The organism is Cobetia sp. UIB-001 (assembly GCF_044789135.1).
Classification (GTDB): domain Bacteria; phylum Pseudomonadota; class Gammaproteobacteria; order Pseudomonadales; family Halomonadaceae; genus Cobetia; species Cobetia amphilecti.
This window is the reverse complement of the sequence record NZ_CP058244.1, coordinates 2,158,291-2,184,321: the sequence shown is the minus strand read 5'-3', so window position 1 is coordinate 2,184,321 and position 26,031 is coordinate 2,158,291. Positions and strand designations below refer to the sequence as shown.

Annotated in this window: 21 protein-coding genes and 1 pseudogene; 9 read left to right on the top strand and 13 right to left on the bottom strand. The window is 63.3% G+C overall.

What is annotated here, in order from left to right; translation table 11 throughout:
* Nucleotides 1-128: 128 nt before the first annotated feature.
* Nucleotides 129-809, top strand: a pseudogene (locus HA399_RS09155) (spermidine synthase); the annotation flags it as partial.
* Nucleotides 810-1,165: 356 nt separating this feature from the next.
* Here the strand turns inward: HA399_RS09155 and HA399_RS09150 are convergent.
* Nucleotides 1,166-1,606, bottom strand: coding sequence for a hemerythrin domain-containing protein (locus HA399_RS09150; RefSeq protein WP_153635859.1), 441 nt, complete (start codon nt 1,604-1,606; stop codon nt 1,166-1,168).
* A gap of 267 nt (nt 1,607-1,873) precedes the next feature.
* Here HA399_RS09150 and HA399_RS09145 point away from each other — a divergent pair, with 267 nt between their 5' ends.
* From HA399_RS09145 to HA399_RS09130, 4 genes are all read left to right on the top strand, one after another.
* Nucleotides 1,874-4,312: an FdhF/YdeP family oxidoreductase gene (locus tag HA399_RS09145; RefSeq protein ID WP_404324735.1), complete on the top strand. Its 2,439-nt coding sequence runs from the start codon at nt 1,874-1,876 to the stop codon at nt 4,310-4,312.
* A gap of 542 nt (nt 4,313-4,854) precedes the next feature.
* The gene (gene codB / locus HA399_RS09140; RefSeq protein ID WP_404324734.1) at nt 4,855-6,117 is read left to right on the top strand and encodes a cytosine permease; all 1,263 of its coding nucleotides are present in this window, start codon (nt 4,855-4,857) and stop codon (nt 6,115-6,117) included.
* Nucleotides 6,118-6,302: 185 nt separating this feature from the next.
* Nucleotides 6,303-6,596, top strand: coding sequence for a type II toxin-antitoxin system RelE/ParE family toxin (locus tag HA399_RS09135; protein ID WP_248378087.1), 294 nt, complete (start codon nt 6,303-6,305; stop codon nt 6,594-6,596).
* Nucleotides 6,597-6,610: 14 nt separating this feature from the next.
* A complete protein-coding gene (locus tag HA399_RS09130; RefSeq protein WP_404324733.1) occupies nt 6,611-6,940 on the top strand; it encodes a HigA family addiction module antitoxin in 330 nt (109 codons plus the stop codon).
* Nucleotides 6,941-7,084: 144 nt separating this feature from the next.
* On the opposite strand, the gene HA399_RS09125 is transcribed toward HA399_RS09130, so the two are convergent.
* The 4 genes from HA399_RS09125 to HA399_RS09110 all read right to left on the bottom strand — a co-directional run bounded on the left by HA399_RS09125 (nt 7,085) and on the right by HA399_RS09110 (nt 10,849).
* Nucleotides 7,085-8,077 (bottom strand): DMT family transporter, encoded by a 993-nt coding sequence (locus tag HA399_RS09125; protein WP_404324732.1) that lies wholly within the window; start codon nt 8,075-8,077, stop codon nt 7,085-7,087.
* Nucleotides 8,078-8,237: 160 nt separating this feature from the next.
* The gene (locus HA399_RS09120; protein ID WP_404324731.1) at nt 8,238-9,395 is read right to left on the bottom strand and encodes a DMT family transporter; all 1,158 of its coding nucleotides are present in this window, start codon (nt 9,393-9,395) and stop codon (nt 8,238-8,240) included.
* 190 nt (nt 9,396-9,585) lie between these two features.
* Entirely contained in the window at nt 9,586-10,320 is a 735-nt protein-coding gene (locus tag HA399_RS09115) for an AraC family transcriptional regulator (RefSeq protein ID WP_279833526.1), read from the bottom strand.
* 64 nt (nt 10,321-10,384) lie between these two features.
* Complete coding sequence (locus HA399_RS09110; protein ID WP_215822789.1) at nt 10,385-10,849, bottom strand: carboxypeptidase regulatory-like domain-containing protein; 465 nt, start codon at nt 10,847-10,849, stop codon at nt 10,385-10,387.
* Between the two features lie 580 nt (nt 10,850-11,429).
* Here HA399_RS09110 and HA399_RS09105 point away from each other — a divergent pair.
* The 4 genes from HA399_RS09105 to HA399_RS09090 all read left to right on the top strand — a co-directional run bounded on the left by HA399_RS09105 (nt 11,430) and on the right by HA399_RS09090 (nt 16,168).
* On the top strand, nt 11,430-11,978 hold the full coding sequence (locus HA399_RS09105) for a sorbitol dehydrogenase family protein (RefSeq protein ID WP_215822787.1): 549 nt from the start codon (nt 11,430-11,432) through the stop codon (nt 11,976-11,978).
* A 155-nt stretch (nt 11,979-12,133) separates the two neighbouring features.
* A complete protein-coding gene (locus HA399_RS09100; RefSeq protein WP_192838864.1) occupies nt 12,134-13,747 on the top strand; it encodes a GMC family oxidoreductase in 1,614 nt (537 codons plus the stop codon).
* Nucleotides 13,748-13,749: 2 nt separating this feature from the next.
* Nucleotides 13,750-15,279 (top strand): c-type cytochrome, encoded by a 1,530-nt coding sequence (locus HA399_RS09095; RefSeq protein ID WP_404324730.1) that lies wholly within the window; start codon nt 13,750-13,752, stop codon nt 15,277-15,279.
* A gap of 355 nt (nt 15,280-15,634) precedes the next feature.
* On the top strand, nt 15,635-16,168 hold the full coding sequence (locus HA399_RS09090; RefSeq protein WP_054556587.1) for a hypothetical protein: 534 nt from the start codon (nt 15,635-15,637) through the stop codon (nt 16,166-16,168).
* A 109-nt stretch (nt 16,169-16,277) separates the two neighbouring features.
* Here the strand turns inward: HA399_RS09090 and HA399_RS09085 are convergent, their stop codons facing one another.
* The 8 genes from HA399_RS09085 to rbsD all read right to left on the bottom strand — a co-directional run bounded on the left by HA399_RS09085 (nt 16,278) and on the right by rbsD (nt 25,933).
* Nucleotides 16,278-17,324 (bottom strand): hypothetical protein, encoded by a 1,047-nt coding sequence (locus HA399_RS09085; RefSeq protein WP_404324729.1) that lies wholly within the window; start codon nt 17,322-17,324, stop codon nt 16,278-16,280.
* 343 nt (nt 17,325-17,667) lie between these two features.
* Nucleotides 17,668-18,879, bottom strand: a complete 1,212-nt coding sequence (locus HA399_RS09080; RefSeq protein WP_279833538.1) for a dicarboxylate/amino acid:cation symporter — start codon at nt 18,877-18,879, stop codon at nt 17,668-17,670.
* Between the two features lie 312 nt (nt 18,880-19,191).
* Nucleotides 19,192-20,334, bottom strand: coding sequence for an MFS transporter (locus HA399_RS09075; protein WP_404324728.1), 1,143 nt, complete (start codon nt 20,332-20,334; stop codon nt 19,192-19,194).
* 332 nt (nt 20,335-20,666) lie between these two features.
* Nucleotides 20,667-21,686, bottom strand: coding sequence for a LacI family DNA-binding transcriptional regulator (locus tag HA399_RS09070; RefSeq protein ID WP_404324727.1), 1,020 nt, complete (start codon nt 21,684-21,686; stop codon nt 20,667-20,669).
* Between the two features lie 168 nt (nt 21,687-21,854).
* A complete protein-coding gene (gene rbsB / locus HA399_RS09065) occupies nt 21,855-22,760 on the bottom strand; it encodes a ribose ABC transporter substrate-binding protein RbsB (RefSeq protein WP_404324726.1) in 906 nt (301 codons plus the stop codon).
* A gap of 145 nt (nt 22,761-22,905) precedes the next feature.
* Nucleotides 22,906-23,883, bottom strand: coding sequence for a ribose ABC transporter permease (gene rbsC, locus HA399_RS09060; RefSeq protein WP_107334720.1), 978 nt, complete (start codon nt 23,881-23,883; stop codon nt 22,906-22,908).
* Entirely contained in the window at nt 23,883-25,514 is a 1,632-nt protein-coding gene (locus HA399_RS09055) for a sugar ABC transporter ATP-binding protein (protein ID WP_404324725.1), read from the bottom strand. The genes rbsC and HA399_RS09055 overlap by 1 nt, the downstream gene beginning before the upstream one ends.
* On the bottom strand, nt 25,514-25,933 hold the full coding sequence (gene rbsD, locus HA399_RS09050; protein WP_303568072.1) for a D-ribose pyranase: 420 nt from the start codon (nt 25,931-25,933) through the stop codon (nt 25,514-25,516). Before rbsD ends, HA399_RS09055 begins: the two co-directional genes overlap by 1 nt.
* Nucleotides 25,934-26,031: the final 98 nt, after the last annotated feature.

Sequence of the window (26,031 nt, the reverse complement as noted above, 5' to 3'; positions counted from 1 at the left end):
CTGCCACGGGGTTCTGACTGTTAGACTAACGCTCCCCCATGTCGTACAGATGTCCGTCATGTTGAATATAGTCAGGATGGCCACGAAGCCACCTGACAGATGATCATTTTTCCTTCTATGGATGTGCCATGAAACGCTTTGTGCTGCTCGATACCGCGCCGATCCCCGGCACGACGGATTCGTTGTGTCTGTTCGAGTATGGCGAGGACTTCGTCATCAAGATCGAGAGCGGCAAGGGCGGGCAGCTGATGAATACCCGCATGCATGGCTCGGAAGATGCGCTGGCTGAGATTCCTGCCGGTCTGCTCAAGAGTCGCGGTACGGCCTCGGCGCCGCAGCGCGTTCTGATCGGCGGGCTGGGAATGGGCTTCACGCTGGCCGCCGCACTCAAGCACTTCAAGGCCGATGCCGAGGTGGTCGTCGCCGAGCTGGTGCCGGGAGTGGTGGCCTGGAATGACGGCCCGCTGGGGGCCAAGGCGGGCTATCCGATTCGGGATCCGCGCACGACAGTCGAGAATCGCGATGTGGCCGAGGTGCTGCGTGAAGCGCCCGGCGGCTTCGATGCCATCATGCTGGATGTGGACAATGGCCCGGAAGGCCTGACCGCGGATGACAACGACTGGCTCTACAGTGCTGAGGGGCTGGCGGTGTGTGCCAAGGCCTTGCGCCCGGCGGGCATTCTGGCGGTGTGGTCGGCCACGGCCGATGCGCGCTTCTCGCAGCGCCTGTCGCGGGCCGGTTTCAAGGCCGAGGCACGTCAGGTCTACGCGCATGGCACCTCGGGAGCCAAGCACACCATCTGGATCGCGCGTTACGTGGGGCGTGCGGAGAAGCCTGATGACAAGACGAAGGCCGGAAAAGGCAATGGCAAACGCTCAGGCAGCCTGAGCAGAAAGCCGGCATCGAAGGGTGCCGCACGCCCGCCGCGCCGCAAGTAAGCTGAGTGTCTCGTTGCTGATGACGTGATGGATGACTCTTCGCCTCCTGAGCTTACACACGCTGTGAGAGACGGCATCGCCTTCACCGCAGGGCGAACGCACACCAAAACGGGCTGGCCACATGATGTGGTCAGCCCGTTTTGGTGTGCGTCATCGGCGCTTATCGATAGCGTTCAGCCTGTCACAGTGCCAAGTGCTTTCGGCCTGGCTCGATGCTGGCTTCTGGCTCAGGCGGCTTCACGCGCCTTCATGTCCTGGTGATATTCCTCGGCGAGGCGCTTCTTAGTGGCGTCATCGAAGACGCGGCCTGCCAGCTGGAAGACTTCCTGCTCTTCCTCATCCAGGTGGTGGGTCACCAGGTGCTCGAGCTGCTTGGCGGTGGCCAGCCAGCCCGGTGAGCTGTAGTCGGTCGCCTCGAGCTTCTCGACCAGCTCATCGATCTCATGGTGCTCGGCGACACTGTGACGCGCCTTCTCCTGCGTCATGTCGTGCTCCATCATCGGCATGTAGAGCGCGCGCTCTTCAGCGCCGGCGTGGTTGGTCAGCGATTCCTTGAGGCGCTTGAACAGGTCATCGCGCGGCTCGCTGTCACCTTCGGTCTGCAGCAGCATGTCCAGCAGGCGGCGTTGTTCGTCGTGGGTCTCGCGCAGGGCTTCAAATACGGTCATGTTCCAGCTCCTCATCATGTCTGGCGTGTTGAGTGGCGGGTCTGCTTGTGTGCGGTCTTGCTCAAGTGCGATCTTGCTTGTGTCAGGTCTGTACAACTCTGGTGGCGGATCGGCGGAAGTTCAAGTGCGCAACGCCGATCGGCCTTGAAAAAGCCTTGGCGCGAGGCAAGGAAACAAGGGTGACCCTTGAATTCTTTGCTCGGTGGCGTGTCCGCGACGGTGTCTGATCGATGCCAGCTGCCGGCCGCCACCGTCAGGAGCCCCGACATGTCCCAAGACCAGACCTCGCCAGTCGATTCCTTCAGCCCCAAGGGGTCCCACGCGCCGGCATTATCGGCGTCGCTGTCCGGCAGTCAGCTGGACCGGCCGCCGGGCGGTGGCTGGCCGTCGATCAAGGCGGTCGAGAAGTTCATCTGGCAGGAGCATCTGCCCATCGAGGGCCATCGCAGCCTGATGAAGATGAACAAGCCCGATGGCTTCTATTGCCCGAGCTGCGCCTGGCCGAATGGCGACAAGCCCAAGGGTGCCAACTTCTGCGAAAACGGTGCCAAGGCGCTGGCGTGGGAGGCGACACGCGAACGTGTCAGTGATGAGCTGTTCGCCAACAATACGCTCAGCGAGCTGCGCGAGTGGTCGGATCACCATCTGGAGAAGGAAGGGCGCTTGACGCGACCGCTGCGCTACAACGCCCAGACGGACCGCTACGAGATCACCAGCTGGGAAGCGGCCTACGCCGAGATCGGCCAGCGCCTCAAGCGCTATGAGGACCCGAACCAGGTCGAGTTCTATACCTCGGGGCGCACCTCCAATGAAGCGGCGTTCCTGTTTTCCCTGTTCGGGCGCATGTACGGCACCAACAACTTCCCGGACTGCTCGAACATGTGTCACGAGACCACCTCGCGGGCGCTGCCGGAGTCCATCGGCATCGGCAAGGCGACGGTCAATCTCGAGGACTTCAAGCAGGCCGATGCCATCTTCATCTTCGGCCAGAACAGCGGCACCAACAGCCCGCGCATGATGGGTGATCTCCACGAGGCGCGTGGCCGCGGGGCCGAGGTGGTCAGCTTCAACCCGCTGCGCGAGCGGGCGCTGGTCAGTTTTGCCGACCCGCAGTCGCCCAAGGACATGCTGAGCGGCAAGGGTGTCGAGATCAGCAGTCAGTATCATCAGCTGCGCATCGGCGGGGACCTCGCCGCCGTGCAGGCGATGTGCAAGTACGTGATCGAGGCTGACGACGCGCTGCGCGAGCGCAATCCGCATGCGGTGGGCTATCTGGATCACGACTTCATCGCCCAGCACACCCACGGATTTGATGCCTTCGCCGAGCATTGCCGCAAGCTCGAGTGGCAGGACCTGGTCGCCATGTCCGGCCTGTCACGTGAATCGCTGGAACAGGCGGGGCAGACCTATCTGGAGGCCGAGCGCGTGATCTGCTGCTGGGGCATGGGCATCACCCAGCATGCGCGCGGCGGCGACACCATCCAGCAGATCATCAATCTGTTGCTGCTGCGCGGCAATATCGGCAAGCCCGGCGCGGGGGCCTGCCCGATACGCGGCCATTCCAATGTGCAGGGCGATCGCACCGTCGGCATCGAGAATCTGCCCAATGACGCGATGCTGGATGCCTTCGATCGGGTCTTCGACATCAAGTGTCCGCGCGAGAACGGCCATGATGTCGCTGAATGCTGCGAGGCGATTCTGCGCGGCGAGGTACGCGCCTTCATCGGCATGGGCGGCAACTTCTTCCGCGCGATTCCCGATCAGAAGCGCGTGGTCGAGAAGGTCCACGAGATGGACATGACGGTGCACATCGCCACTAAGCTCAATCGCAGCCACCTGCATCCCGGCAAGCATGGCTGGGTGCTGCCCACGATCGGCCATAGCGAGCGTGACCTGCAGGCGGGTGCCGATGGCAAGGGCGCGGAGCAGGTCTCCAGCGCTGAGGACGGCATGTGCAATGTGACGCCGTCGCGCGGTGTGATGGCACCGGCGGACCCAAGCCTGCACTCCGAGATCGCCATCACCTGTCAGCTGGCCAAGGCGACGTTGCCGCCGCATCCGACCCTGGATTGGGATTGGCTGCAGGCGGATTACGCGCGCATCCGTGATCGCATCGAAGAGGTCTTCCCGCAGATCTTCCCTGACTACAATGCGCGCCTGGCTCAGGGCGGCTTCCATATCCGCATCGCCCCGCGCGAGCGCATCTGGCATACCGACTCGGGACGTGCCAACTTCCTGTTCCCCGAGGGGCTGGGCACCGATGAGGAGGGGCTGAACAAGGTCACCCATGAGACCCTGAACATGGATAGCACCTTCCTGCTCATCACCATGCGCGGTCACGACCAGTTCAATACCACCGTCTATTCAAATGACGACCGCTATCGCGACGTCTATGGCACGCGGATGGTGGTGATGATCAGCCCGCAGGATCTCGAGACGCTGGGCCTGAGCGAGGGTCAGCGCGTGACGCTGGAAACGGTCAGCGAAGACGGCGTCGAGCGCAGCATGGCGGGCTTCAAGCTCAAGGAATACGACATCCCGACCGGCTGTCTGGCAGCGTACTACCCGGAAACCAATGATCTGATTCCGCTGGATCATCGCGATGCGCGCAGCAATACGCCCGCCTCGAAATCGGTGCCGGTCCGGTTGCGCCTGATGGACAGCGAAGAGATCAATGCCAGCGAAGGGGTGCTGGCGAGCAGCTGAAGGGCTTCAGCATGAACCGCTAAACAAGAAAAGGCTGAAAAATTTGCATCCTGTACTCGGCGTCAGGTTTTGATGTCAGTGAAGGAGGGTGAGAGCCACGCCACGCGCTGCACTGAAAGAGTGCGCCGCGTGGCGTTCTTGTGTCTGGCGGTCAAGTTGATGCCAACGTCGGCGTACCTGAGGGGTTCGTAGGTGCTGCGCCGGACTTGTCGCAAAATCATTTCTGGCGGCGGTCTTGCGCCCAACCGCGCCTGTAGCCAGGCCGGATCCTGACGCCTGTGTCAGCTTCATGGCACAGGCGGCGAGCTGGCTTATTGCAGGGCTTGAGGATGGGTGGCGTGAATCTTGCGTGGTGGTAGGGTAGCGACCGCCGCCCTGCCTGCCACCTCGCCCGCAGGGGGCGGTGGCCGGCGTTCAGGCAGGCTGATACCACCACAAGACTCGACGACTCACGACCGAGCTCCAGGAAGGCACTCATGGCAGAACACTCCTCACCTCACGCATCAGGCCGCGCCTCAGACCATGCATCAGATCAGACATCGATGGCAGGCGAATCCGGCAATGATTATCCCTTGAGCGAAGTGCCCGCCTCGGCACGGCGTGGGCTGCTTTCCACCTCGATGGTGCTGCTCGGCTTCACCTTCTTTACCGCCACCATGTGGGCGGGTGGGTCATTGGGTGCCGCGTTCGCGCTCAATGAACTGCTGTGGATCATCGTGATCGGCAATCTGCTGCTCGGCGGTTACGCTGCCGCCCTGGCCTATATCGCCTGCAAGAGCGGTCTGAATTCGGTGCTGATGGGACGGTTATGCTTTGGCGAGAAGGGCAGCCGCCTGTCTGACTTCGTGCTCGGGTTCACCCAGATCGGCTGGTACGCCTGGGGTACCGCGACCATCGCCATCGTGCTGGTCAAGACGCTCGGCTTGCCGGAGTGGCTGACCACGCCGCTGATGGTCATCTTCGGTTTCGCCTTCTGTCTGACGGCGATGATCGGTTATCGCGGGCTGGATATGCTCTCGCGCATCGCCGTGCCGGCCATGTTGCTGTTCATCCTGTTCAGTCTCTATACCGGCATGGCCGATGTCGGTGGCGTGGCAGGCCTTGCGGCACTGACGCCGACGGATTCCATGAGCTGGACGGCCGCCATCACCGCGGTGATCGGCACCTTCATCAGTGGCGGCACCCAGGCGACCAACTGGAGCCGCTTCGCGCGTTCGCCGAAGATCGCCGTCATTGCCACCCTGGCGGCCTTCTTCGTCGGCAATGGCCTGATGGTGCTCACCGGCGCGCTCGGCGCGATGATCTACCAGCAGGCCGATATCGTCGACGTGATGATCGCCCAGGGGCTGGTCAGCCTCGCCGTCCTGATGCTGTTCCTCAATATCTGGACCACCCAGGACAACACCATCTACAACTTCGCGATCGCCGGCTGCAATCTGTTGCGCACCCCGCATCGTCAGCGTGTCACCCTGGGCGGCGGGGCCATCGGCACAGTGCTGGCGGTACTCGGCATGTATGAATGGCTGATTCCGTTCCTGATTCTGCTCGGCACCTTCATTCCGCCGATCGGCGGCGTGATCATGGCCAACTTCTGGCTCGGTCACAAAGGGCAGTATCCGCGTCTCGCCGAGATGCCCAGGGTCGATTACCACTGGCCGGGCCTCGCCGCCTACGCCATCGCCTGCCTGTGCGCCTGGAGCTCACCCTTCATGCCGCCCGTCGTGGGTGTCGTGGTCGCCTTCGTCGTCTACGGTGGACTGATCAAGCTTGCCAAGGTCGAACTCGCCAACAAGACGGCGGCCTGAATGGCTGAGCGTCTGATGTGAAGGGGAGAGGAATATGAAGCGCCCAACGAGTCCTGGACTCGTTGGGCGTTTTTCATGGGGGGAGAAGCGTCTGGGTAGAGAAATTTCAGGGTAGAGCCACTTCAGGGCAGAGTCACTTGATGCACAACATGGTTGTGCATAGAATGAGGGAAAAAGGTGCTGCCATGGCGGTGGAATTCAGGGATGTGTGGCTCGAGAGCTTCTACGAGCAAGATGTTGGCCACCGCAAGATACCTGCGGCGCTCTCCAGTTCGCTCTATCGCAAGTTGCAGATTCTCGATGCCGCAAGTCAGGAGTCTGATCTGAGGATTCCACCGGGCAATCGGTTCGAGCATCTGCAGGGCAATCTCGCAGGTTATTGCTCGATTCGTGTCAACAAGCAGTATCGACTCATCTTTCGATGGGAGGCAGGGATTGCCCATCAAACATATCTAGACCCGCATGCTTACAAGGGCTAGAGGAGGTAGCAGTGATGAGAAACACCCAGCGGCGCCCACTGACGGTAGGAGAGATGTTGACGGCAGAGTTTCTGGAGCCGATGAACATCGACATTCGCACCCTGGCCGAGGCGATGGGAGTGCACAGAAATACTCTGAGCCGTATCGTGCATGACAAGGGCACCTTGACGGCCCCGATGGCCATCAAGCTGGCGGCTGCGTTAGGCAATACGCCGGAGTTCTGGCTCAACATCCAGCATGCCGTGGAGCTTTGGGATGTGCGTCATCGTGCCTACGCGCAGGATGCCAAGGGCGTACGCCGGATAACGCCGCGCGTTGAGGCCGCCGAGCTTGCCTCGCATTGACGTTGCGCGCTCTCCACGGCGAGTGATTGAGATGGCGTGAGCCCGTGAGTTCATGCCCAGCAATGCAAAGCCCCAGCCTGAAACTCAGGCTGGGGCTTTGTGCTTTTCGCATTCGGTAACACCTCGTCGTGCCGCTCGCGTTGATCAGGCGGTTGCTGGCTTCACCTGAATCACCAGGCAGGCGGCGATCAGCGCCATGCCCAGCCAGCCGAGCGGTGCGATATGTTCCCCGACGATGGTGACGGCGAGCAGCGCGGCGACCAGCGGTTCGAACAGTGTGAGCAGGGTGGCCTTGCTGGCGGCGACGGTCTTCAGGCCGTAGCCGAAGGCGATATAGCCGAGGAACATCGGCACCAGCGCCATGTAGAGCGCGACCGATGTGTTGCCGGGGGTGGCGAACAGGCGCGGGTCTGCCACCAGCATACTGAGGCCCAGGCCCGCGATCAGCGCGATACCGGCGACGCCGAACAGGCTGCCCATGGCAGCGCGGGCGTGGGTGCCGTGGTCCATCATGCGCCGGGCGATCAGCGAATAGGCGGCGTAGGTCGTGCCGGCGATGATGCCCAACACGATGCCGCCCAGGCGTTGCCAGTCAGCGTCAGGCACGCTCCCTGACCCTGTCGCCATCGGGTCGCCGCCGGCGCTGACGGCGGCAATGTCTCCGCCATGAGTGGCCGTTTCGCCCATCGCCATCATCACCACACCGGCAATGCCCAGCGCGAGGCTGATATACCAGCTCAGCGTGAGTCGGTGATGGCCGAACAGGCGCTCCAGAATCGCCGCGGCCAGTGGCGCCGTGGCGATGGTGATCACCGTGCCGATGGCGACGCCGGCCAGATGCATCGAGGAGTAGAAGGCCAGCGGATAGATGACGACACACATGGCGCCGAGCAATACCCAGCGCTTCTGCGCCATCAACAGTCCCAGGCAGCCCATGATATTGGGCCGTGCGATCACTGCCTGAAGCAAGCCGCCGACGCCCATGGCGAAGGCGCCGGTCGCCAGCGGGCTGACATCCTGATTGAAGTGGGCCGCCGTGCCGGTGGTGCCCCACAGCAGCGCGGCAAACAGGACGGCCAGGCTTCCCATGTCGGTCGACCTTGCAGACCCGGCGATATCGGGGCGGGTGGTTGTCATGGTGATGTCCTTGCGTGTCTTGCCAATCCCTTGGCCGTTTCAGTCGCAGCATAAGCGCTGGCAAAAGTGTGCTGAAACCACTTTCGGGCAAGTGAGTTGCCGCGACAGCTGGCTGCCGCTCAGTACACACTGTGACTTGCCCTCAATTCCCTCATCGCCGTCAGGCGTCGTGACGCTGCCATGGCTCCGACCCTTGCTCCGGCCCTTGCTTGGCATCGCGGCCATGCTCGGTATCGCTCCACGGATCACGCTCACCCCAGTAAGCAGTGTCGCCGTGTGTATCAGCTTGAGCGTCGCAGGCCGTGTCAGGCGTCGTCCAGGCCGCGAGGTCTGCCTGCGGGCTGGCCATCGGCGCCTGCGTTGCCTGCGGACGCAATTGCAGCATCAGGCAGGTCATGATCAGCACCATGCCGATGGCGCCCATCAGCGTGAACTGCTCGCCGACCACGATGACGGCCAACAGGCCCGCCACCAGCGGCTCGAACATGGTCAGTACCGTCACCCGGCTGATGGGCACGCTGGCAAGCCCGCGTCCGAAGATGAGGCTGGCCAGCAGCATCGGGATCAGCGCCATGTAGATGGCGACCGCCGAATTCACCGGCGTGGCGAACAGGCGTGGATCGAGGAACAGGCAGCTGATGGCCAGGCCGATCAACAGCAGGACGCCGGCACAGCCGAACATTGCCCCCATGGCCGCACGGCGATGGACGCCCAGCAGCATCATGCGTCTGGCAAGCAGCGAATAGGTGGCGTAGCTCGCGCCGGCCAGCACGCCCAGCCCGATACCGATGAGCTTGCGGCTCTCGCTGGCAACGCCGCTGGCAGTGGCGTTTGCCGCCGTGTCTGCCAGGCGTGTCTCGCCCATGGCCATCAACCCCACACCGGCCATGCCCAGCATCAGCGCCGCGTACCAGCGCGCACTGACGCGCTTGCGATCCAGCACATATTCCAGCACCGCTGCCGCCAACGGCGCCGTGGCGATGGTGATCACGGTGCCCATCGCGACGCCGGTGTATTCCATGGCCGAATAGAAGGCCAGCGGGTAGACGATGATGAACAGCGCTGCCCACAGCACGAGATGCTTGTGGACCAGCAGGGCGGCCAGCTCCTCATGGAGGATTCGTCGCGACAGCACGGCCTGCAGAATGCCGCCAAAGCCCATGGCGAAGGCGCCGGTGGCCAACGGGCTGACATCCTGATTGAAGTGCGCGGCGGTGCCGGTCGTGCCCCATAGCAGGGCGGCCGTGAGGACGGAAAGATTGCCGATCTGGCGTTCCAGCGCTGGGCGGAAGGGCGTCCGGGAGAAGGAGTGCTGCATGGTGGATGGCTCGCAATGAAGTGTGTCTCGGTGTGCACGAGATTACGCCTCATCGCGAGAATATATTGTGCTGAAACTACGCTCTGATCTGCCAGGAGAAGCAAAACGTCATATACCGCCGGAGTGCGGTGATTGACTGCTGGGTTCGGGTGCTCAATCGGTTGTTCAGATGATCGTGTCAGTCGCTTATTCAGTCATTCGGGGGAGTGAGGCTCGAATACTGGCGCGTCATCTCGCGTGGCGACTGGCCGAAGTAGCAGGAAAAGCGCCGCGAGAAGGCGGAGAGGTTCTGATAGCCGACGGCCTCGGCGACCTGCTGGACGCTGAGATCGGTATGGATCAACTGCGCCCGCGCGCGCTCCATGCGTCTGGCAGTCAGGTACTGCTTGACGCTGACGCCCAGATTGTCGCGGAACACCTTGTGGAACTGGGTCGGGCTCAGGTGGGCGAGTCGGGCCAGTGATGCCACATCGTGGGGCTGGGCCAGCTGCGCGTTCATGACGTCGAGCACTCTGAGCAGACGACGATCGACGCGCTGATCACAGGTCTGCTTCTCCAGCAGACCGAGAAACAGCGCGATGGAGAGCTGATCGATGTGCTTGTCGACCTCACCCTGCAGCTGCGCTTCGAGAAACAGCAGGTAGTTCATCAGCAGGGTGCTGATCGAGAACACCACGCGTTGCGACGCCGCGAGATTGTCGGGCAGGTAGTCCAGGTCAGCGACGATGAAACGCGCGGCGTCCTTGGCATGAAACAGGTGCGACTCCCCGGGGCGAATGATGACGCACTCGCCGGTGACCACGGTGCCGTGATGGCTGCCGACCTGGATATCGAGATGGCCGCGGATCGGCAGCACCAGCTGGTGGTGGTCGTGGTCATGACTCGTGGCCTGCGGGGTATAGGCGCGCAGCGAGAGTGTCGTCATGGTGCGGTGGCCATCATCCGGCGATGCAAGGGCAGCAAGCAGAGCAAGAGGAACACGCAGGCTTTCAGCGGCTCAGCTCGATGCTGCGGGTCTGGCCGCGGCCTACCTGCACCTGACTGAGAATCAGCGGGCTGCGTGTGCCGTCCGGCAACTGGATGACACCGGCGACATAGAAGGTGCCGGATGGCAGGCCAGTGGCATTGAAGTAGCCATTGCTGTCAGTGCGCACGATGTGGGTGTAGGCCTGGGCGCGCGGGTCGGCGCGAGACGCCGTCTTGCCTGCCAGTGCCAGTTCCGCGGCTTCTGCGGAGTAGGTGGTGACCGGTGCGATCGAGATACCCGCCCGATTGGCGTAGATCGTCTGGCCCTGCCACTCGTAGGACATGCGGCCCTTGATCACCGAGGTGCCGGTCTTGTCCAGCTTGGCGTACTCCGCCTCCGGGAAGGCGACGGTGCGCTGGACGCGTTGCTCGCCCTGTTCGGTCTGCGAGGAGGAGCCGAAGTCCGGCAGCGAAATGCTGTCGGCCATGCGCGAGGCGCTTTCACACCCGGCAAGAACGGCGGTGCACATGAGCAGAGCGAGTGGAGTACGCAAGTGACGAAGCATGGCGAGTCTTCCCTGAAGTCGAGTGATGGGTGGCGCGGGCGTCGGCTCGTGAGCGAGCCAGTCTGGCCACAGCTGCTGCCTTTGCCCCACATCCTACTGCGCCGAGCACAGTCAGGGAACTGCCGGTGAGCGGGAGACAGGCGCGGGTGACTCTTCCGTCAGGCATCGGCATCCGTGGGCATCCGCTGGTAACTCTCGCGGTTTCGACCGACCCTTGTCAGTAGGCCAGCAGCAAGCGTTTGCCCGTGAGCGCGCTGGGTTGCGCAAAGCATGTCTCTGGAGTTGCTTAAATAGGAACTCCTTGTTCATTATACGTTTGTCTATAACGTGATGGCGCTTGTTACCATGCAACTCATCAAACCCTGTGCAAGGGCTGCGCAAGAGCTGTTCAAAACCGTTCGAGGTCTGCTTGTGTGCTATTCGAGTGCAGCTCAGATGGCATTACCGCCTAGCACGCGGTGCGCTGGCGTCGGGTGAACCATTCATTGTCCGGGAGGGCCGCATGTCGACATCCCAGAGCGCTACTGATCCTTCACGTCGCCAGCTGTTGAAGCTGGGGCTCGGTGGGGCAGGCATTGCCGTGTTCGGCGGCCTGTCCCTTCAGGCCCTGGCCGAGACAGTCGCTGACGAGCAACAGACGCAGGATGACAGTGCCTTCGCGACGTTCATGGTCCTGTCGCGCTGGCTGCTCAGCGACAAGACCCTGGATGAGCGGCTGGGCCAGCGCTACTTCGAGGCGCTGGCGAGAATTCCGGCCGAGGGAGTGCCCGGTGTCGGCAGCTTGCCGGCCCTCAAGACCCGCTTGCTGGCCCTGGGCGAGTCGCGAGAGTACGTGAAAAAGGAAGACCTGAGTGACGGCGAGATGGCGCTGGTGCGCCGTCTGCTGCAGGCCTGGATGCTGGGCACGGTCGGCAAGTCGATCAGTGACCCTGCCGCCGAGGTCATCGCCTTCGAGCGCGCTGGCATGTATGCCGGGCCGCGCGATGTGCAGGTGGTGCGTACCTATTGCCCCAATCGCCCGGGGTTCTGGGCAGAGGCACCCAAGGCCTGAGTGGTCACGCTTTCTCCCCAGGCTTGTGCGTGGCGGAGGGCGGGCCTTGAGTCCGTGCTTGGTCATCAGCTCCTGACATCGCCTGCATGCCAGACCTTCCTGGGGCGTCCTGACCGCCCCTGTTGCTGTTCCCAATTTCCCGAGGAGAATCCTGCATGGCCGAGGAATCCCGTGCGTATGATGCCGATGTGATCGTGGTCGGGTCTGGTGTCGCCGGTGCCCTGATCGCACATCGCCTGGCCGAGGCCGGCAAGTCGGTCATCATGCTGGAAGCCGGCCCGCGCATGCAGCGCTGGCAGATTGTCGAGCGCTTCCGCAACCAGGCCAACAAGATGGACTTCATGGGGCCCTATCCTGCCAGCAAGGCAGCGCCCCACCCGATGCTCTACGGCGAGAATGCCGACTATCTGGTGCAGAAGGGCGAGCAGGCCTACGACGCCCAATACATTCGCGCGGTCGGCGGCACTACCTGGCACTGGGCGGCGTCTTCCTGGCGTTTTCTGCCCAGCGATTTCGTGCTCAAGAGCGAGTATGGCGTCGGGCGCGACTGGCCGATCGGCTATGACGATCTGGAAGACTATTACTTCCGGGCCGAGGTCGCGCTGGGTGTCTGGGGGCCGAATGATGTCGATCTGGGCAGCCCGCGCAGCGCCGAGTATCCGATGGCGCCTCTGCCGCTGTCGTGGAACGAGCGGCGGGTCAGCGAGCGCATCAATCCCCACGGCTTCGACATGGTCACCGAGCCAGTGGCGCGCAACAGCCGCCCGTATGATGAGCGCCCGACCTGCTGTGGCAACAACAACTGCATGCCCATCTGCCCGATCGGCGCGATGTATTCCGGCATCATCCATGTCGAGAAGGCCGAACGTGCCGGCGCCAGGCTGATCGACAATGCCATCGTGCATCACTTGGAAAGCGATGCCAGCGGCAAGATTCGCGAGGTGCGCTATCTGGACCCCGACGGCAAGCAGCATCGCCTGAGTGCGGCGCGGGTGGTGCTGGCGGCCAATGGCATCGAGACGCCCAAGCTGATGCAGATGTCGGTCAACGCCCATACCCCCGATGGGGTGGGTAACCAGAACGACATGGTCGGTCGGCATCTTATGGACCATCCCGGCACCGGGGTGAGCTTTCTGGCCGATGAGCCGCTGTGGGCCGGGCGTGGCCCTCAGGAGATGACCTCGATCATCACCTGGCGCGACGGCGACTTCCGCAAGGACTTCGCGTCCAAGAAACTGCATCTGTCCAACATTGCTCGCACGCAACAGATGACCACGGAGGTGCTGTCGGAAACACCGCTCAGGCTCGGCGCGGATCTGCAGGCGCAGATCGATAACCGCGCCAGCCGCTATGTGCAGTTCGACAGCTTCCACGAGCTGTTGCCAGAGGCCGCCAATCGCATCACGCCGTCAAAAAAACGTGACGCTCTCGGCCTGCCGCGCCCGGAATTCCGTTATGCTATCGATGATTACGTCAAGCGCAGCGCCGCGCATACCCGTGAACAATATGCGCGTATCGCTCAGCTGATGGGAGGCACCGACATCGCGTTCCGTGATGAGTTCTCCAACAACCAGCATATCTGCGGTACGACCCTGATGGGAGACAACCCCAAAGACTCCGTGGTGGATCGCGATTGCCGAGTGCATGGCCATGACAACCTGTTTGTCGCCAGCTCCGGCAGCATGCCCACCGTCGGGTCGGTCAATTGCACCCTGACCATCGCGGCGTTGTCTCTGCGTATTGCCGATCTGCTCGAACAGGAAATATAAGCATGGTCCCGCACGTCCGTACTGCTGGCACCCGTGATGCCATTGATGAGAAAGGTCGTGGTGCCCGCCCGATCTTTCGCCCCGCACGCCTGACCCGTGCCGTCCGCCTGGCCGCCATTGCGGGCACCAGTGCCTTGTTGCTCAGCGCCTGTGGTAGCGGCGAGGACGAGCACGCCAGCCAGGTGGAAGCCGACAAGGCCGCCACCAATGACCCCGCGCTGATCGAGAAGGGTCTGTACATGGCGCGCGCCAGCGATTGCGCGGCCTGTCACAGCACCGAGGACGGCGATGAATACGCCGGTGGCCTCGGCTTCGAGACCCCGGTGGGCGAGATCTACGCCACCAACATCACTCCGGACACCGAGCACGGCATCGGCAACTACACCCTCGAGGAGTACACCCGTGTGCTGCGCGAGGGCGAGGCTGCCGACGGCCACAACCTCTATCCGGCGATGCCGTTCCCGTCCTACGCCCGTCTGACGGATGAGGACATCAAGGCGCTCTACGCCTGGAACATGCATGAGGTGACGCCGAGCAGCACGCCCAACCGCGAAAGCGAGATTCCGTTCCCGCTCAACATGCGTTGGCCGATGGCGCTGTGGGAAGAGATCTTCTCGCCGCTGGAGCCGTGGCAGGACCATGACGACAAGAGTGCCGACTGGAACCGCGGTGCCTATCTCGTCCAGGGGCCGGGCCACTGTGGCAGCTGCCACACCGAGCGTGGCTTCGCCTTCCAGGAAACGGCACTGACCGGTGATGAAGAAGGCTATCTCGGCGGGGCGATGATCGAAGGCTGGCGCGCCTTCAACCTCACGCCGGACATGCAGGATGGTCTGGGCAGCTGGAGCGAGCAGGATATCCAGACCTATCTGGCGACCGGCAACCTCAAGGGCAAGGCGCAGGCTGGCGGCCCGATGGCGGATGTGGTCGAGCACTCCATGCGTCACATGAGTGAAGATGACCTGCGCGCCATCGCGGTCTATCTGAAGTCGATTCCGGCGGTGGATGGCAAGGGCGAGCAGGGCGAGGCAGTCAATGATGGCGATCGCGAGGCCGAAAGCGAGCCGCAGGTCGCCACGCGCTTCAATCAGGGCGCACCGGCCGATGACGTGCTGTTGCTGCGCGGTCAGCCGCTGGACAAGCGCCCCGATGATAAAGACCTGATCGGTCAGCTGACCGACGCCACGCCGGGCGTGCGTCTGTATCTGGGCCACTGCGCCATGTGTCACGGCGCGGATGGTGCCGGCACCCAGGATGGCTACTATCCGTCGCTGTTCCACAACAGCGTGACCGGCAGTGTCTATCCGGACAATCTGGCTCAGGCGATCCTCAATGGCGTGCAGCGTGAGAACAATGGCCACAGTGTCTTCATGCCGGCCTTCGATGACAGCCTGACCGATGATGAGCTGATCAACCTGATGGACTATCTCGAGAATCGCTTCGGGGAAGGTCATCAGTCCGAGACGCTGGCATCACCCGACACGCGTCGTCAGCAGCTGAGCGACAAGCTCGAGGACTGGCGCAAGCACTGAGTCCGGTGCGGGTGCTGAGATCTGTGCTGACAGGCCTGCGCAAGTGCCGGGTAACCGCGAAAAAAAGACAGCCCATGAAAGCGGGCTGTCTTTTCCGTGACCTGCGCCATGGCGCAGAGAGTGTGGTTGTCGTGTGCGTTCAGTGCTGTCTCATCCTGCGCACAGTTTCATCCGTGACTGGATCATCCGTGACTGGCGATGTCACACAATTGGGGTAATATTGCCCCATGCAGGATCCCCGATTCACATTCATCCCGCTCGGGTTGCGCTCAAATGCAGCACAAACTGAAGAACTGCGGTAGAATGTGCGCCCAGACTTTAGCTCTTTATCAATTATTCGAGGCAACATAGCAGTATGACCGACGCTAATCTTGACGACCAGCTTGCATCCCTGTTTCAGGAGCAGGACACCAAGCAGGACCAGAACGCCCGCATCAAGGAGCTGGAGCGTCAGCTGCGTGAAGCCAGCAAAGAAGCCGACAAGCTCCGTAATGCCCGTGACAAGGCAAAGAAGGAAGTCGAAGACCTGCGCGCTCGTAACGAACGCCTGAGCGAGAAAGCCGCAGCCTCTGACAAGCACCGCAAGCAGGTCGAACACGAGTTCAACCAGAAGCTGGTGCAGTACAAGGCACGTCTGGCACGCGAACAGGCCATCGCCCAGTCTCGCATGATGCCGATGGGCGCAGCCGTCGAGGAAGCGACCGAAGAAGCCGATGCGGCCTCTCTGGAAGACCTCGGCCTCAACGCTGCCGCTATCCGTGCCCTGACTGACGCTGGCTACGACGACGTCGCCAAGGTTCGCAAGGCTCACGCCGATGGCGTGATCTCTGAAGTCAAGGGCATCGGCCCGAAGGCTCAGTCCCAGATCGCAGAAGCCCTCGACGCCTGATCGTTGCCGTTGATCGAAAAAACCCGCCAATCGGCGGGTTTTTTTGTGTCTGTCATTCGCCCTGTGGCGGGCATGACCGCTGGATCTAGTGCTGGGTCTACTGCTGGGTCTACTGCTGGAGCTCAGGCCAGCTGACCGCTGACTGCTGCTCTCCCAGCCAGTCCTCGAGGGCGGTGCGCATGTCGGCCGTCGGGATCGAGCGCCCGTTCAGCGCATGCACCACCCTGGGCAGACTCGGCGCCTCACCGGCATCCGCCGGCCAGGCCTGCTTGAGCGTGAAGGCGAGCTTCATCGGCTCCTCACCGTGCAGGCTCTGCTGCATGCGGGCGTGTTCCACGGCCAGCGACTCGAGCTCGGCCTCAAGGCTCGCATCCTGGATATCGGCGCGGCTGACCAGCAGCATGCGCGGCAGGTCGAGCATGTCGGCGCGCGGCAGCCAGTCCTTGGACAGCGGATGCAGCGCCACCAGACGCGTCGCGTCATCGCCGTTGAGGAAGGCAGCGTGCATCTTGCGGCTGTTGATCAGCGCCTGGGGCGCATCCCCGACATATTCATCGCCTTCGAGCTCTTCCAGCGAGCGCGGGCTGACCAGCTGCATGCTGGAGCCGACCTTGACCTCGACCCACTGCTTCAAGGCCAGATGCGAGCGTGCATCGTCATCGCTCATTACCACTCGCACGGCACGGGTGGTGTCGTTGAGGAAGCGGATCAGCAGCTCCTGCGGCTCGAACAATTCGGTGTAGCGGATCAGCTCGTCACGCGCGACCAGGCTGACATCGTCGAGATCCGCGCCGTCCAGCACTCGCAGTGACATGCCGCTTTCGGTCAGTGCCTTGAGCATCTGCGGCGTCAGGTAGGCGGCGTCGAGGCTGCCATCGCTCAGCCCTTGCTCCACGGCCTCAGGGCTTGAGAATTGCTTGAGCAACAGCGGGCTGCTCAGTTGCTCATCGAGGGTGCCCTCGGCTTCAAGCATCACGGCGGGACTGACGCTGACGCCGCCATCGGCGGGCATGCCGATCTCCAGCGCGCTGGCGTGCTGGGCAAGGGTCAGGCTGGCAGTGGTGAGCGACAGGGTGGCGAACATGCGTGCCAGACGCGGGCGAGATATCGGTAGTGATATCGAAGGACAGAACAGTGCAGGGGGAAGCAGGGACATCTGGCACTCCGGCAACGGTAACAGGGTGATGGCGTACGGCAGCGATGACAGCGCTCGCGCGTGGGCGCCAATGGTAGCCGTTTGGCCTGTGGGTGTCAGGCACGGCGCGGCGTCATGTCTCACCTCCCGTCGGCACGCCATCCTGCGGGGTGATTGAGAGGATGATCGTGAGGAAGACCGTGGAGATGAGCGTATGGATGACCGTATGGATGACCGCGGGCATGAAAAAGCCCCGTCTCCGAAAGGAGGCGGGGCTTTTGACGACTGTCAGCACAGGTGGCTCAGCTCACTTCTTGCACGGCTCAGAGCATGCGACAGCTCACGGCTCAGCACATATGGCAGCTCACGGCTGTGAGCGTGCCACCGGTGCTTCACCGGTCGCGGCATCTGACGCAGGCGTAGCTACCACGCCATCGCGGCGCGCGAAGTGATCGACCCATAGCGCGATCACGCCATCGCCGGTGACGTTGGTGGCGGTGCCGAAGCTGTCCTGGGCCAGATACAGCGCGATCATCAGGCCAAGTTCCGCCTCGCCAAAGCCGAGCATGCTGCCCAGCACGCCAAGCGCCGCCATCACCGCGCCACCCGGTGCTCCGGGCGCGGCGATCATGGTCAGGCCCAGCATGATCAGAAACGGAATCACCTCGCCGAGGCTTGCGAGTGCCAGGTTGTGGCTCATCATCATCACGGCAGTGGCACAGGTGACGATGGTGATGGTGGAACCGGACAGGTGGATGGTGGCGCACAGCGGCACGCTGAAGTTGGCCACTTCATCGCTGACGCCATTGGCCTTGGTCTGACGCAGGCTGACCGGAATGGTCGCCGCCGACGACATGGTGCCCAGCGCCGTCAGGTAGGCCGGCAGCATGTTGCGCAGGAGGCCCAGCGGAGAACGACGCTGGATCAGGCCGGTGATGAGATAGGCCGTGCTCAGCCAGATCCAGTGCATCACGATCGCCAGCACCAGCACCTTCCAGAAGGTATCCAGTGTCGACAGCGCCTTGCCCTCGTAGGCCATCTCGGCAAAGGTGCCGGCGATGAACAGGGGCAGCAGCGGGATGATGACGCGATTGAGGAACACCTCGACCACTTCACGCGATTCGAAGACGGCGCTTTTCAGGGTCGGCAGTTCGCGGCGGCTGATGACCACGCCGAACACGAAGGCCAGCACCAGGGCCGTCATCACCGGCAGTGCAGCGGGGATTTCGAGATCGAGAAAGGGAGTCAGGGCATCGCGGCCTTCAGCGACCGGCGCCATGCCGGACAGCATGCCGGGCAGCAGGTTGCTGGCCACCAGGAAGGCGAAGATGCCGGCCAGAATCGTCGACCCGTAGGCCATGCCGACGGTGCGACCCAGCATGGCGCCGGAATTCTTCGGCAGCGACGCGATGCCGCTCATGACGTAGAACAGGATGATCAACGGGATGGTGAAGTTGATCAGCTGGCCGATGATGACCTTGGCGGTCAGCGCGGCACGTACGAGGGCATCCGGGGCCATCAGGCCGATCAGCAGGCCGGCAATGATGCCGAGGATAAGTTTGACGATGAGCTTCATGTGGATCTCGAGGGTTTGACGGGTTCTTGCCCCGATAACGGGTCGTGAATCGCGTACCACCTCGGCGACGCACCGAAATGGCGCGCAGAGTTTACCTGAATTGCGCCACCATTTCAGGCGCCTGGCCAGCTGCCGTGGCACGGGGTGTGATTGCCCATGACTCGACGTGCTGACCAGGCGCCATCTCAGGCTCTCAGCCGTTCATCGCTTCGCTTTCATCACTTTCGCGCTTTCTCTCCTTCGCGCCTCGCCTGCCCACCCAGCGCTTCGCTTGCGCTCTCGTCTCACTGTCTTGATCTCACTGTCCTGATCTCATTGTGATGAAGAGGCCGAGCGGCGCTGCTTCACACCATGATGAATCAATGCCACCGCTGCCAGTGCCAGCCCGAACAGCGACATGCCCTGCCAGCCATAGACGCTCATCATCTTGACGCCGATGGCGGAACCGGCTGCCGCACCGAGGTAGTAGCACAGCATGTAGACGGCGTTCATGCGGCTCTGGGCCTTGGGGTCGATCGAGAATACGCGCACCTGGTTGGGAATCTGGGCCGCGAAGACGCCCAGGTCCAGCAGGATGATGCCGACGATCAGTCCGGCCAGGCTGTCACCCCACATGGCGAGCACCGCGAAGGACGCCAGCACCATCACCAGGGCGAAGCTGATCAGACGCCCCGCGCCGACACGATTGACCAGTCGGCCCGCCGCCTTGGCACCGAAGATGCCCGCCAGCCCGATGATACCGAACAGCCCCGCCTGCTGGACGCTGTAGTCAAACGGCGCATCGGTGACGTGAATGGCCAGCGTCGCCCACATGGCATTGAAGGCCGCGAACCACAGCGCGCCGGTCAGCGCGGATTCCCGCAGCAGGGCATGTTGCTTGAACAGCGTGCCCATCGAGGCGATCAGTCTGGGGTAGGCCATCTGCACGGCAGGCGCGCGGCTGGGCAGGTGACGATGCAGCAGCACACCGATGATGACGGTGATGATGGCCGCGACCAGGAAGACGCTGCGCCAGCCCCAATATCCGCCGATGCTGCCGCTCAGGGTGCGTGACAGCAGTATGCCGATGGTCAGCCCCGTCATCAGGGTGGCGATGTTCTTGCCGCGCGCCTCGGGGGTGGACAGCGAGGCGGTCAGCGGAATTAGCTGCTGGGTGATGTTGGCGCCCAGCCCGGCCACGAAGCTTGCCAGCAACAGCGGCCAGAAGCTGGGGGCCAGGAAGATGCCCAGTGAGGCCAATGCCAGGGTGATGGACAGATTGCGGATCAGCTGGCGCCTGTCCATGGTATCGCCCAGCGGCGAGATCAGCAGGATGGCGGCGGCGTAGCCGAATTGGGTCGCGGAGGGAATCAGGCCGATCATGCCCTGGCTCACGCCCAGTGAGCGGGCCATCTCCGCCAGCAGCGGCTGGTTGTAGTACAGATTGGCGGCGGTCGCGGCGACCGCGATCGCCATCAGCAACAACAACCCGCGGCCAATGGCGGGCGTGCTGTCGGCCTCTGGTGTCGATGTCGGCGAGGCTGTGCCTGACTGGACAGTATCTGATCGGCCAGTATCGGATCGCGCAGTGTCCGATGGGGAAGTGCTTGAAGGGGAAGTGCCTGTCACCTGGGTGTCCTCATGTTAGTGCTGCCAGCCGTGGCAGCGGTGATTCACGAGGGGCAGAGTAGGCAGTGTTCACCCATAAGAGAAATGCTGTTGTTTGATATGTTTGATGCTCATCCGGTATAGATCTGTGATCTAGCCTGGCTGTGCTCAAACGTGGCTGCGCTCAAGCCTGGCTGTGCTTAAACGTGGAGGCACTGGCCTGGCCGCGCGACACTGTCGCGTTCCACCAGCCTCGGGGCCAGTTGGGTCTGGCCCGGGAAGGGAGTGCCTTCCAGGCGCGCGATCAGCTGATCGACGGCCGTGGTGCCCAGCGCATAGATCGGCTGGCGGATGGTGGTCAGAGCGGGTGAGAGGTAGGCACTGATCTCGATATCGTCGTAGCCGATGATGGAGAGTTGCTTGGGTACCTCAAGGCCCAGGTCCTGGGCGGCGCGCAGACAGCCCAGCGCCAGCAGGTCATTGAAGGCGAAGATGGCATCGGGTCTGTCGGCTGGATTGGCCAGCAGCAGGTGGGCCGCGCGATGACCGTCGGCCAGCATCAACTGGGTCGCGATCTGCCAGTCCTCGGCGAGCCCCAGACCGGCGGCGTGCAGAGCGTCCAGTGCTCCGCTCAGGCGCTCGCGGGAACGCGCATGATCACGAGGCCCGGTCAGCAGGGCGATGCGCTCGATCCCCTGCGCCAGCAGGTGCTCGATGGCAAGTTTGCCCCCCAGGCGTGAATCATCATTGACTACCGTCATGTCCCAGCCCGGCTGGGGCTCGGCGTCCATCATCACCGTCGGCAGTGGCAGGGCGCTGAGCGCCTCGAGAAAGCCCGCGCCGTTCTCGGCGGTCATCACCACCAGGCCATCGATGCGCCGATCCCGCAGCGTCTCGAGATAGCTGAGCTGCTTGGCGTCGATATCGTCGCTGTTGCACAGGATCAGGCTGTAGCCTGCCTGGTAGCAGCGGTCCTCGACGCCGCGGATCACCTCGGCGAAGAAGGGGTTGTGCGCACTGGTGACGATCATCCCCAGGGTGCGGCTGCGGTTGGATTTCAGCGCACGGGCGACGCTGTCCGGTCGATAGCCGAGCGCGGCGATCGATTCGCGTACTCGCGCCTCGGTCGCGCTGGCCACCGGGCGGGTGGCATTCACGACATGCGACACCGTGGTCACCGAAACTCCGGCGTGTGCCGCCACATCCTTGAGTCGAATCACTTTTCTATCCCTGGTGGTGAGCCTGATGGTGAAAGTCGAGCGGGCGTCACTGGCCCTGCGAGGCGAGCAAGACACGCCATTGATGGAAAGGCGCAAAAAGACGAAAAAACGCCGGCCAGCGGCCGGCGTCCTGTCTCACGATGCAGGCGGCGTGAGCCGTGTGAGCGCTTATTCGGTGATCAGCTTGAGTGGCACGGAGATGGTCTTCTCGACGTCTTCGTCCTTGAGCAGCTTGTCGGCGGTGTCGACGCCGAGGCTGCCGATCAGTGCCGGCTGCTGGGCGACAGTGGCGTCCATCTTGCCGGCCTGCACGGCCTTGATGCCTTCATCGGTGCCATCGAAGCCGACCAGCAGGATGTCCTTGCCGGCGGCCTGCAGGGCACGCTGGGCGCCCAGCGCCATTTCATCGTTCTGGGCAAAGACGGCATTCACGCCCGGATGCGCCTGCAGCAGGTTCTCCATCACGTTCAGGCCCTGGGTGCGGTTGAAGTTGGCTGGCTGAGTGGCCACCAGGCTGAGGCCTGACTGGCCGTCGATGGCCTTCATGAAGCCTTCACCGCGATCGCGCGTGGCCGAGGCGCCGGCGACGCCTTCCAGCTGCACGATCTCACCCTTGCCTGCGAGTTTCTCGGCGATGAAATTGCCCGCCAGTTCGCCACCGGCGACGTTGTCGGAGGCGACGTGCGCCGCGACCCGACCGCCATTGGCGCTGCGATCCAGTGTCACCACCGGTACATTGCGGCCATTGGCGGTGCGCACGCTGGAGACCACGGCATCGGAATCGGTCGGGTTGATCAGCAGCAGATCGACACCGCGGGACAGGGCGTCCTCGACGTTGGACAGCTCACGCGCGGCGTCATCGCCGGAATCCAGCACGATCAGCTCGTGGCCCAGTTCCTCGGCCTTGTCCTTGGCACCCTGCTGGAGGCTGACGAAGAACGGGTTGTTCAGGGTCGAGACCACCAGCGCGATCTTGTCGGCCATGGCGGATTGCACCGGCATCAAGCTCAGGCCTGCGGCAGTGATGGCGGTGGTCAGCGTGGAGGTGAGCAGTTTTCCGTTCTTCTTCTTCATGGCGATGGTCCTTTCGTTGTTGTCGGCGACCCGCTGGAGGGCCCCCGTGGTTGGCGCACGGGGGCGAGGGTCTTCGATGCTGCCGGGAATGAAACCGTGTCGTGTGTTACTTACTTGCTCTTCTATTTCTGCGGTACTTGCGCTTCTATTTCTGCGCGCGGCTGTCGATCAGTACCGCGAGCAGTATGACGGCGCCCTTGGCGATCATCTGGTAGTAGCTGGAGACGCCCATGATGTTCAGCGCATTGTTGAGCACGCCGATCACCAGTGCCCCGATCAGGGTGCCGAAGATGCGTCCACGGCCACCCATCAGGCTGGTGCCGCCGATGACGACCGCCGCGATGGCGTCCAGCTCGTAACCGGTGCCGGCATTCGGCTGTGCCGAGCCCAGACGCGCGGCGAGGATGGCACCGGCCAGTGCCGCGAAGGCACCCGCGATGGCATAGACGCTGATCTTGATGCGATTGACGTTGATGCCGGACAGACGCGCGACCTTCTCACCACCGCCGACCGCATAGACGTGGCGCCCGAAGCGGGTGTGATGCAGCACGCCCCAGCACAGCACGTAGACGAAGAACATCATGTAGATCGGGATCGGCACGCCGAGCCAGTAACCGCCGCCCAGATTCCAGAAGCTGTCGGCGGCTTCGCTGACGCCGATGGAGACCGGGCGGCCATCGGTGTAGACGAGCGTGGCACCGCGCAACACCGTCATCGCCACCAGCGTGACGATGAAGGCCTGGATGCGACCGAAGGCGACGAACAGGCCGGAAATGGCACCCAGGCCGGCACCGGCGATGATGGTGCCCGGCACGCTCAGCCAGGGGGAGAGGCCGGCGGCGGTCATCGAGGCCGCGAAGGCGCCGGTAAGCGCCAGTACCGCGCCGACGGACAGATCGATGCCCGCGGTGAGAATGACGAAGGTCACGCCCATGGCGATGATGGCATTGATGCTGGTCTGGCGGAGCACGTTGAGCAGGTTGTCGGACGACAGGAAGTTGTCGGACAGGCCGGCACTCACGGCGATCAACAGAGCCAGCGCAATCAGCGCCTTGTTGTCGACCAGCAGGCGCATGACGTCGAGGCGGCGGCCGCTGGCGGCAGAGGAAGAAGGAGTAGACATCAGTTCGGCATCTCGTGGCGGGAAGCGGAGGAATCGGGGGTAGAAGACGGGCGGGCGGTAGCGCGCGATGCAGCGTTTGTCGATGAAGTGCTGGTTTTCGAAATGCTGTCGCCGCTGAGCGGGCTCTCGAGGCCCGAGGCCGCGGTCATGATCGCTTCCTGGGTCGCGTTCTCTCGGCTGAATTCGCCGGAGATGCGCCCATCGGCGACCACCAGAATGCGATCGGCCAGGCCGAGCAGTTCAGGCATCTCGGAGGAGATCAGCAGCACGCACTTGCCCTGGCGCTTGAGCTCGTTGATCAGCAGGTAGATCTCGCGCTTGGCGCCGACATCCACGCCACGGGTCGGTTCGTCGAGAATCACCAGCTCCGGCGCCGGCATCAGTGCCTTGGCCAGCGACACCTTCTGCTGGTTGCCGCCGGACAGGGTATCGACCGGCTGGTCGGTATTGCTGACCTTGATCTGCATGCTCTTGACGAAGCTTTCGACGGCGGCGGCTTCCTCGCCATGGCGAATGCGCCCGAACGCGCCACAGAAACTCGGCAGGGCGCTCAACGACATGTTGCTGGCCACCGAATGGGCGAGAATCAGGCCCGCCTGCTTGCGGTCTTCCGGCACATAGACCAGGCCCGCGGCCAATGCCGCGGCCGGCGAGGCGAAGCGCACCGGCTGGCCATGCAGCTGCACGCTGCCGGCGCTGATACGGGTATCGCCGCACAGGGCGCGGGCCAGTTCGGTGCGCCCGGCGCCCATCAGGCCGCCAAAGCCGAGCACTTCTCCGCGGCGGGCAGAGAAGCTGATGCCCTTGACGCCCGGCGCCTCGAGATCCTTCACCTCAAGCATCACTTCGCCATCAGGGCTGGCGGGCGTGTAAGGATAGCGTTCTGCCAGCTCGCGACCGACCATCAGGCGAATCAGGCCGTCCTCATCCAGCTCCGCCGTCGGCCCCTGGTGAATCATCTGGCCATCGCGCAGCACGGCGACTTCATCGCACATGCTGAAGATCTCGTTCAGGCGGTGGGTGATCAGGACCAGCGAGCGGCCTTCGGCGCGCAGCTCCGCGACGACCTCGGCGAGAATCTCGGTCTCGATGTCGGTCAGCGCGTCGGTGGGCTCATCCATGATGATGATCTCGGCGTCCAGCGACAGTGCACGCGCGATCTCGACCATCTGCTGCTGACCGATGCTCAGCTCGCTGACGGCGGTGCGCGAATCCAGCGACTGGCGCAGGCGGTCGAGCAGCTGGCGGGCATCACGGTGCAGGCGCTTCCAGTCGACGGTGCCCAGCGCGGTGCGTGGCTCGCGGCCGAGGAAGATGTTCTCGCCGGCGGACAGGCCCGGCACCAGATTGAGTTCCTGGTGGATGATGGCAATGCGGCTGTCCATCGCCTGACGCGGGGTGGTGAAGACCACTTCCTCGTCACGCAGCCACAGTGTGCCGGCATCATAGCGATAGACGCCGGAGAGAATCTTCATCAGCGTCGACTTGCCCGCGCCATTCTCGCCGGCCAGCGCATGCACGCGCCCCGCGCGCAGTGTCAAGTCGACACCCTTGAGCACGCTGACCCCGGAGAAACCCTTGTCGATGCCCTTGAGTGCCATCAGCACTCGCGGTTGTGCATGGCTCTGCATCAGAAGGGCACTCCACAGTGCAGGATCACGTTGGCGTACGGCGTGCACTCGCCCGTGCGCACGATGACGCTCGCCTCGGGCAGCGCCGCCTTGAAGGCTTCATGACTGAGCTGCTGGCGGGTAATCGGTGCGAGGGACAGGCGGTCCAGGGTGTCCAGACGTTCGACGATGGCGTCGTGGAAGGAGGGACTCTTGACCGGCAGCTCCTCGGCCAGGGTCGTGGCCTCGATGCAAAGCTCGGCCAGCAGGGCGTCCAGCACCGGCAGCATGGCAGGCAGGCCGGGGACCACCGCGAGATCGACACAGGGCACGCCCTCGGGAATCGGCAGGCCGGCGTCGGCGATCACCACGGTGTGGGTATGGCCGAGACGGGCGAGGTGGCCACTGAGAGGTCCGTTCAAGATGCCGTGTCGTTTCACGTCGCAGTCCTTGGGTAAAGCAGGAATGAGTCGAGCCAGTGTCTGAATCCGCTGGTTCACAATGGCGCCAATTATGAACCGCAAACGTTTGCGGTGCG

Excerpts from the sequence above, each read along its gene's own strand:
- HA399_RS09150 (WP_153635859.1), bottom strand. The coding sequence starts at position 1,606 with ATGACCGTATTTGAAGCCCTGCGCGAGACCCACGACGAACAACGCCGC.
- HA399_RS09145 (WP_404324735.1), top strand. The coding sequence starts at position 1,874 with ATGTCCCAAGACCAGACCTCGCCAGTCGATTCCTTCAGCCCCAAGGGG.
- codB (WP_404324734.1), top strand. The coding sequence starts at position 4,855 with ATGGCAGGCGAATCCGGCAATGATTATCCCTTGAGCGAAGTGCCCGCC.
- HA399_RS09135 (WP_248378087.1), top strand. The coding sequence starts at position 6,303 with ATGGCGGTGGAATTCAGGGATGTGTGGCTCGAGAGCTTCTACGAGCAA.
- HA399_RS09130 (WP_404324733.1), top strand. The coding sequence starts at position 6,611 with ATGAGAAACACCCAGCGGCGCCCACTGACGGTAGGAGAGATGTTGACG.
- HA399_RS09125 (WP_404324732.1), bottom strand. The coding sequence starts at position 8,077 with ATGACAACCACCCGCCCCGATATCGCCGGGTCTGCAAGGTCGACCGAC.
- HA399_RS09120 (WP_404324731.1), bottom strand. The coding sequence starts at position 9,395 with ATGCAGCACTCCTTCTCCCGGACGCCCTTCCGCCCAGCGCTGGAACGC.
- HA399_RS09115 (WP_279833526.1), bottom strand. The coding sequence starts at position 10,320 with ATGACGACACTCTCGCTGCGCGCCTATACCCCGCAGGCCACGAGTCAT.
- HA399_RS09110 (WP_215822789.1), bottom strand. The coding sequence starts at position 10,849 with ATGGCCGACAGCATTTCGCTGCCGGACTTCGGCTCCTCCTCGCAGACC.
- HA399_RS09105 (WP_215822787.1), top strand. The coding sequence starts at position 11,430 with ATGTCGACATCCCAGAGCGCTACTGATCCTTCACGTCGCCAGCTGTTG.
- HA399_RS09100 (WP_192838864.1), top strand. The coding sequence starts at position 12,134 with ATGGCCGAGGAATCCCGTGCGTATGATGCCGATGTGATCGTGGTCGGG.
- HA399_RS09095 (WP_404324730.1), top strand. The coding sequence starts at position 13,750 with ATGGTCCCGCACGTCCGTACTGCTGGCACCCGTGATGCCATTGATGAG.
- HA399_RS09090 (WP_054556587.1), top strand. The coding sequence starts at position 15,635 with ATGACCGACGCTAATCTTGACGACCAGCTTGCATCCCTGTTTCAGGAG.
- HA399_RS09085 (WP_404324729.1), bottom strand. The coding sequence starts at position 17,324 with ATGTCCCTGCTTCCCCCTGCACTGTTCTGTCCTTCGATATCACTACCG.
- HA399_RS09080 (WP_279833538.1), bottom strand. The coding sequence starts at position 18,879 with ATGAAGCTCATCGTCAAACTTATCCTCGGCATCATTGCCGGCCTGCTG.
- HA399_RS09075 (WP_404324728.1), bottom strand. The coding sequence starts at position 20,334 with ATGGCGATCGCGGTCGCCGCGACCGCCGCCAATCTGTACTACAACCAG.
- rbsB (WP_404324726.1), bottom strand. The coding sequence starts at position 22,760 with ATGAAGAAGAAGAACGGAAAACTGCTCACCTCCACGCTGACCACCGCC.
- rbsC (WP_107334720.1), bottom strand. The coding sequence starts at position 23,883 with ATGTCTACTCCTTCTTCCTCTGCCGCCAGCGGCCGCCGCCTCGACGTC.
- HA399_RS09055 (WP_404324725.1), bottom strand. The coding sequence starts at position 25,514 with ATGCAGAGCCATGCACAACCGCGAGTGCTGATGGCACTCAAGGGCATC.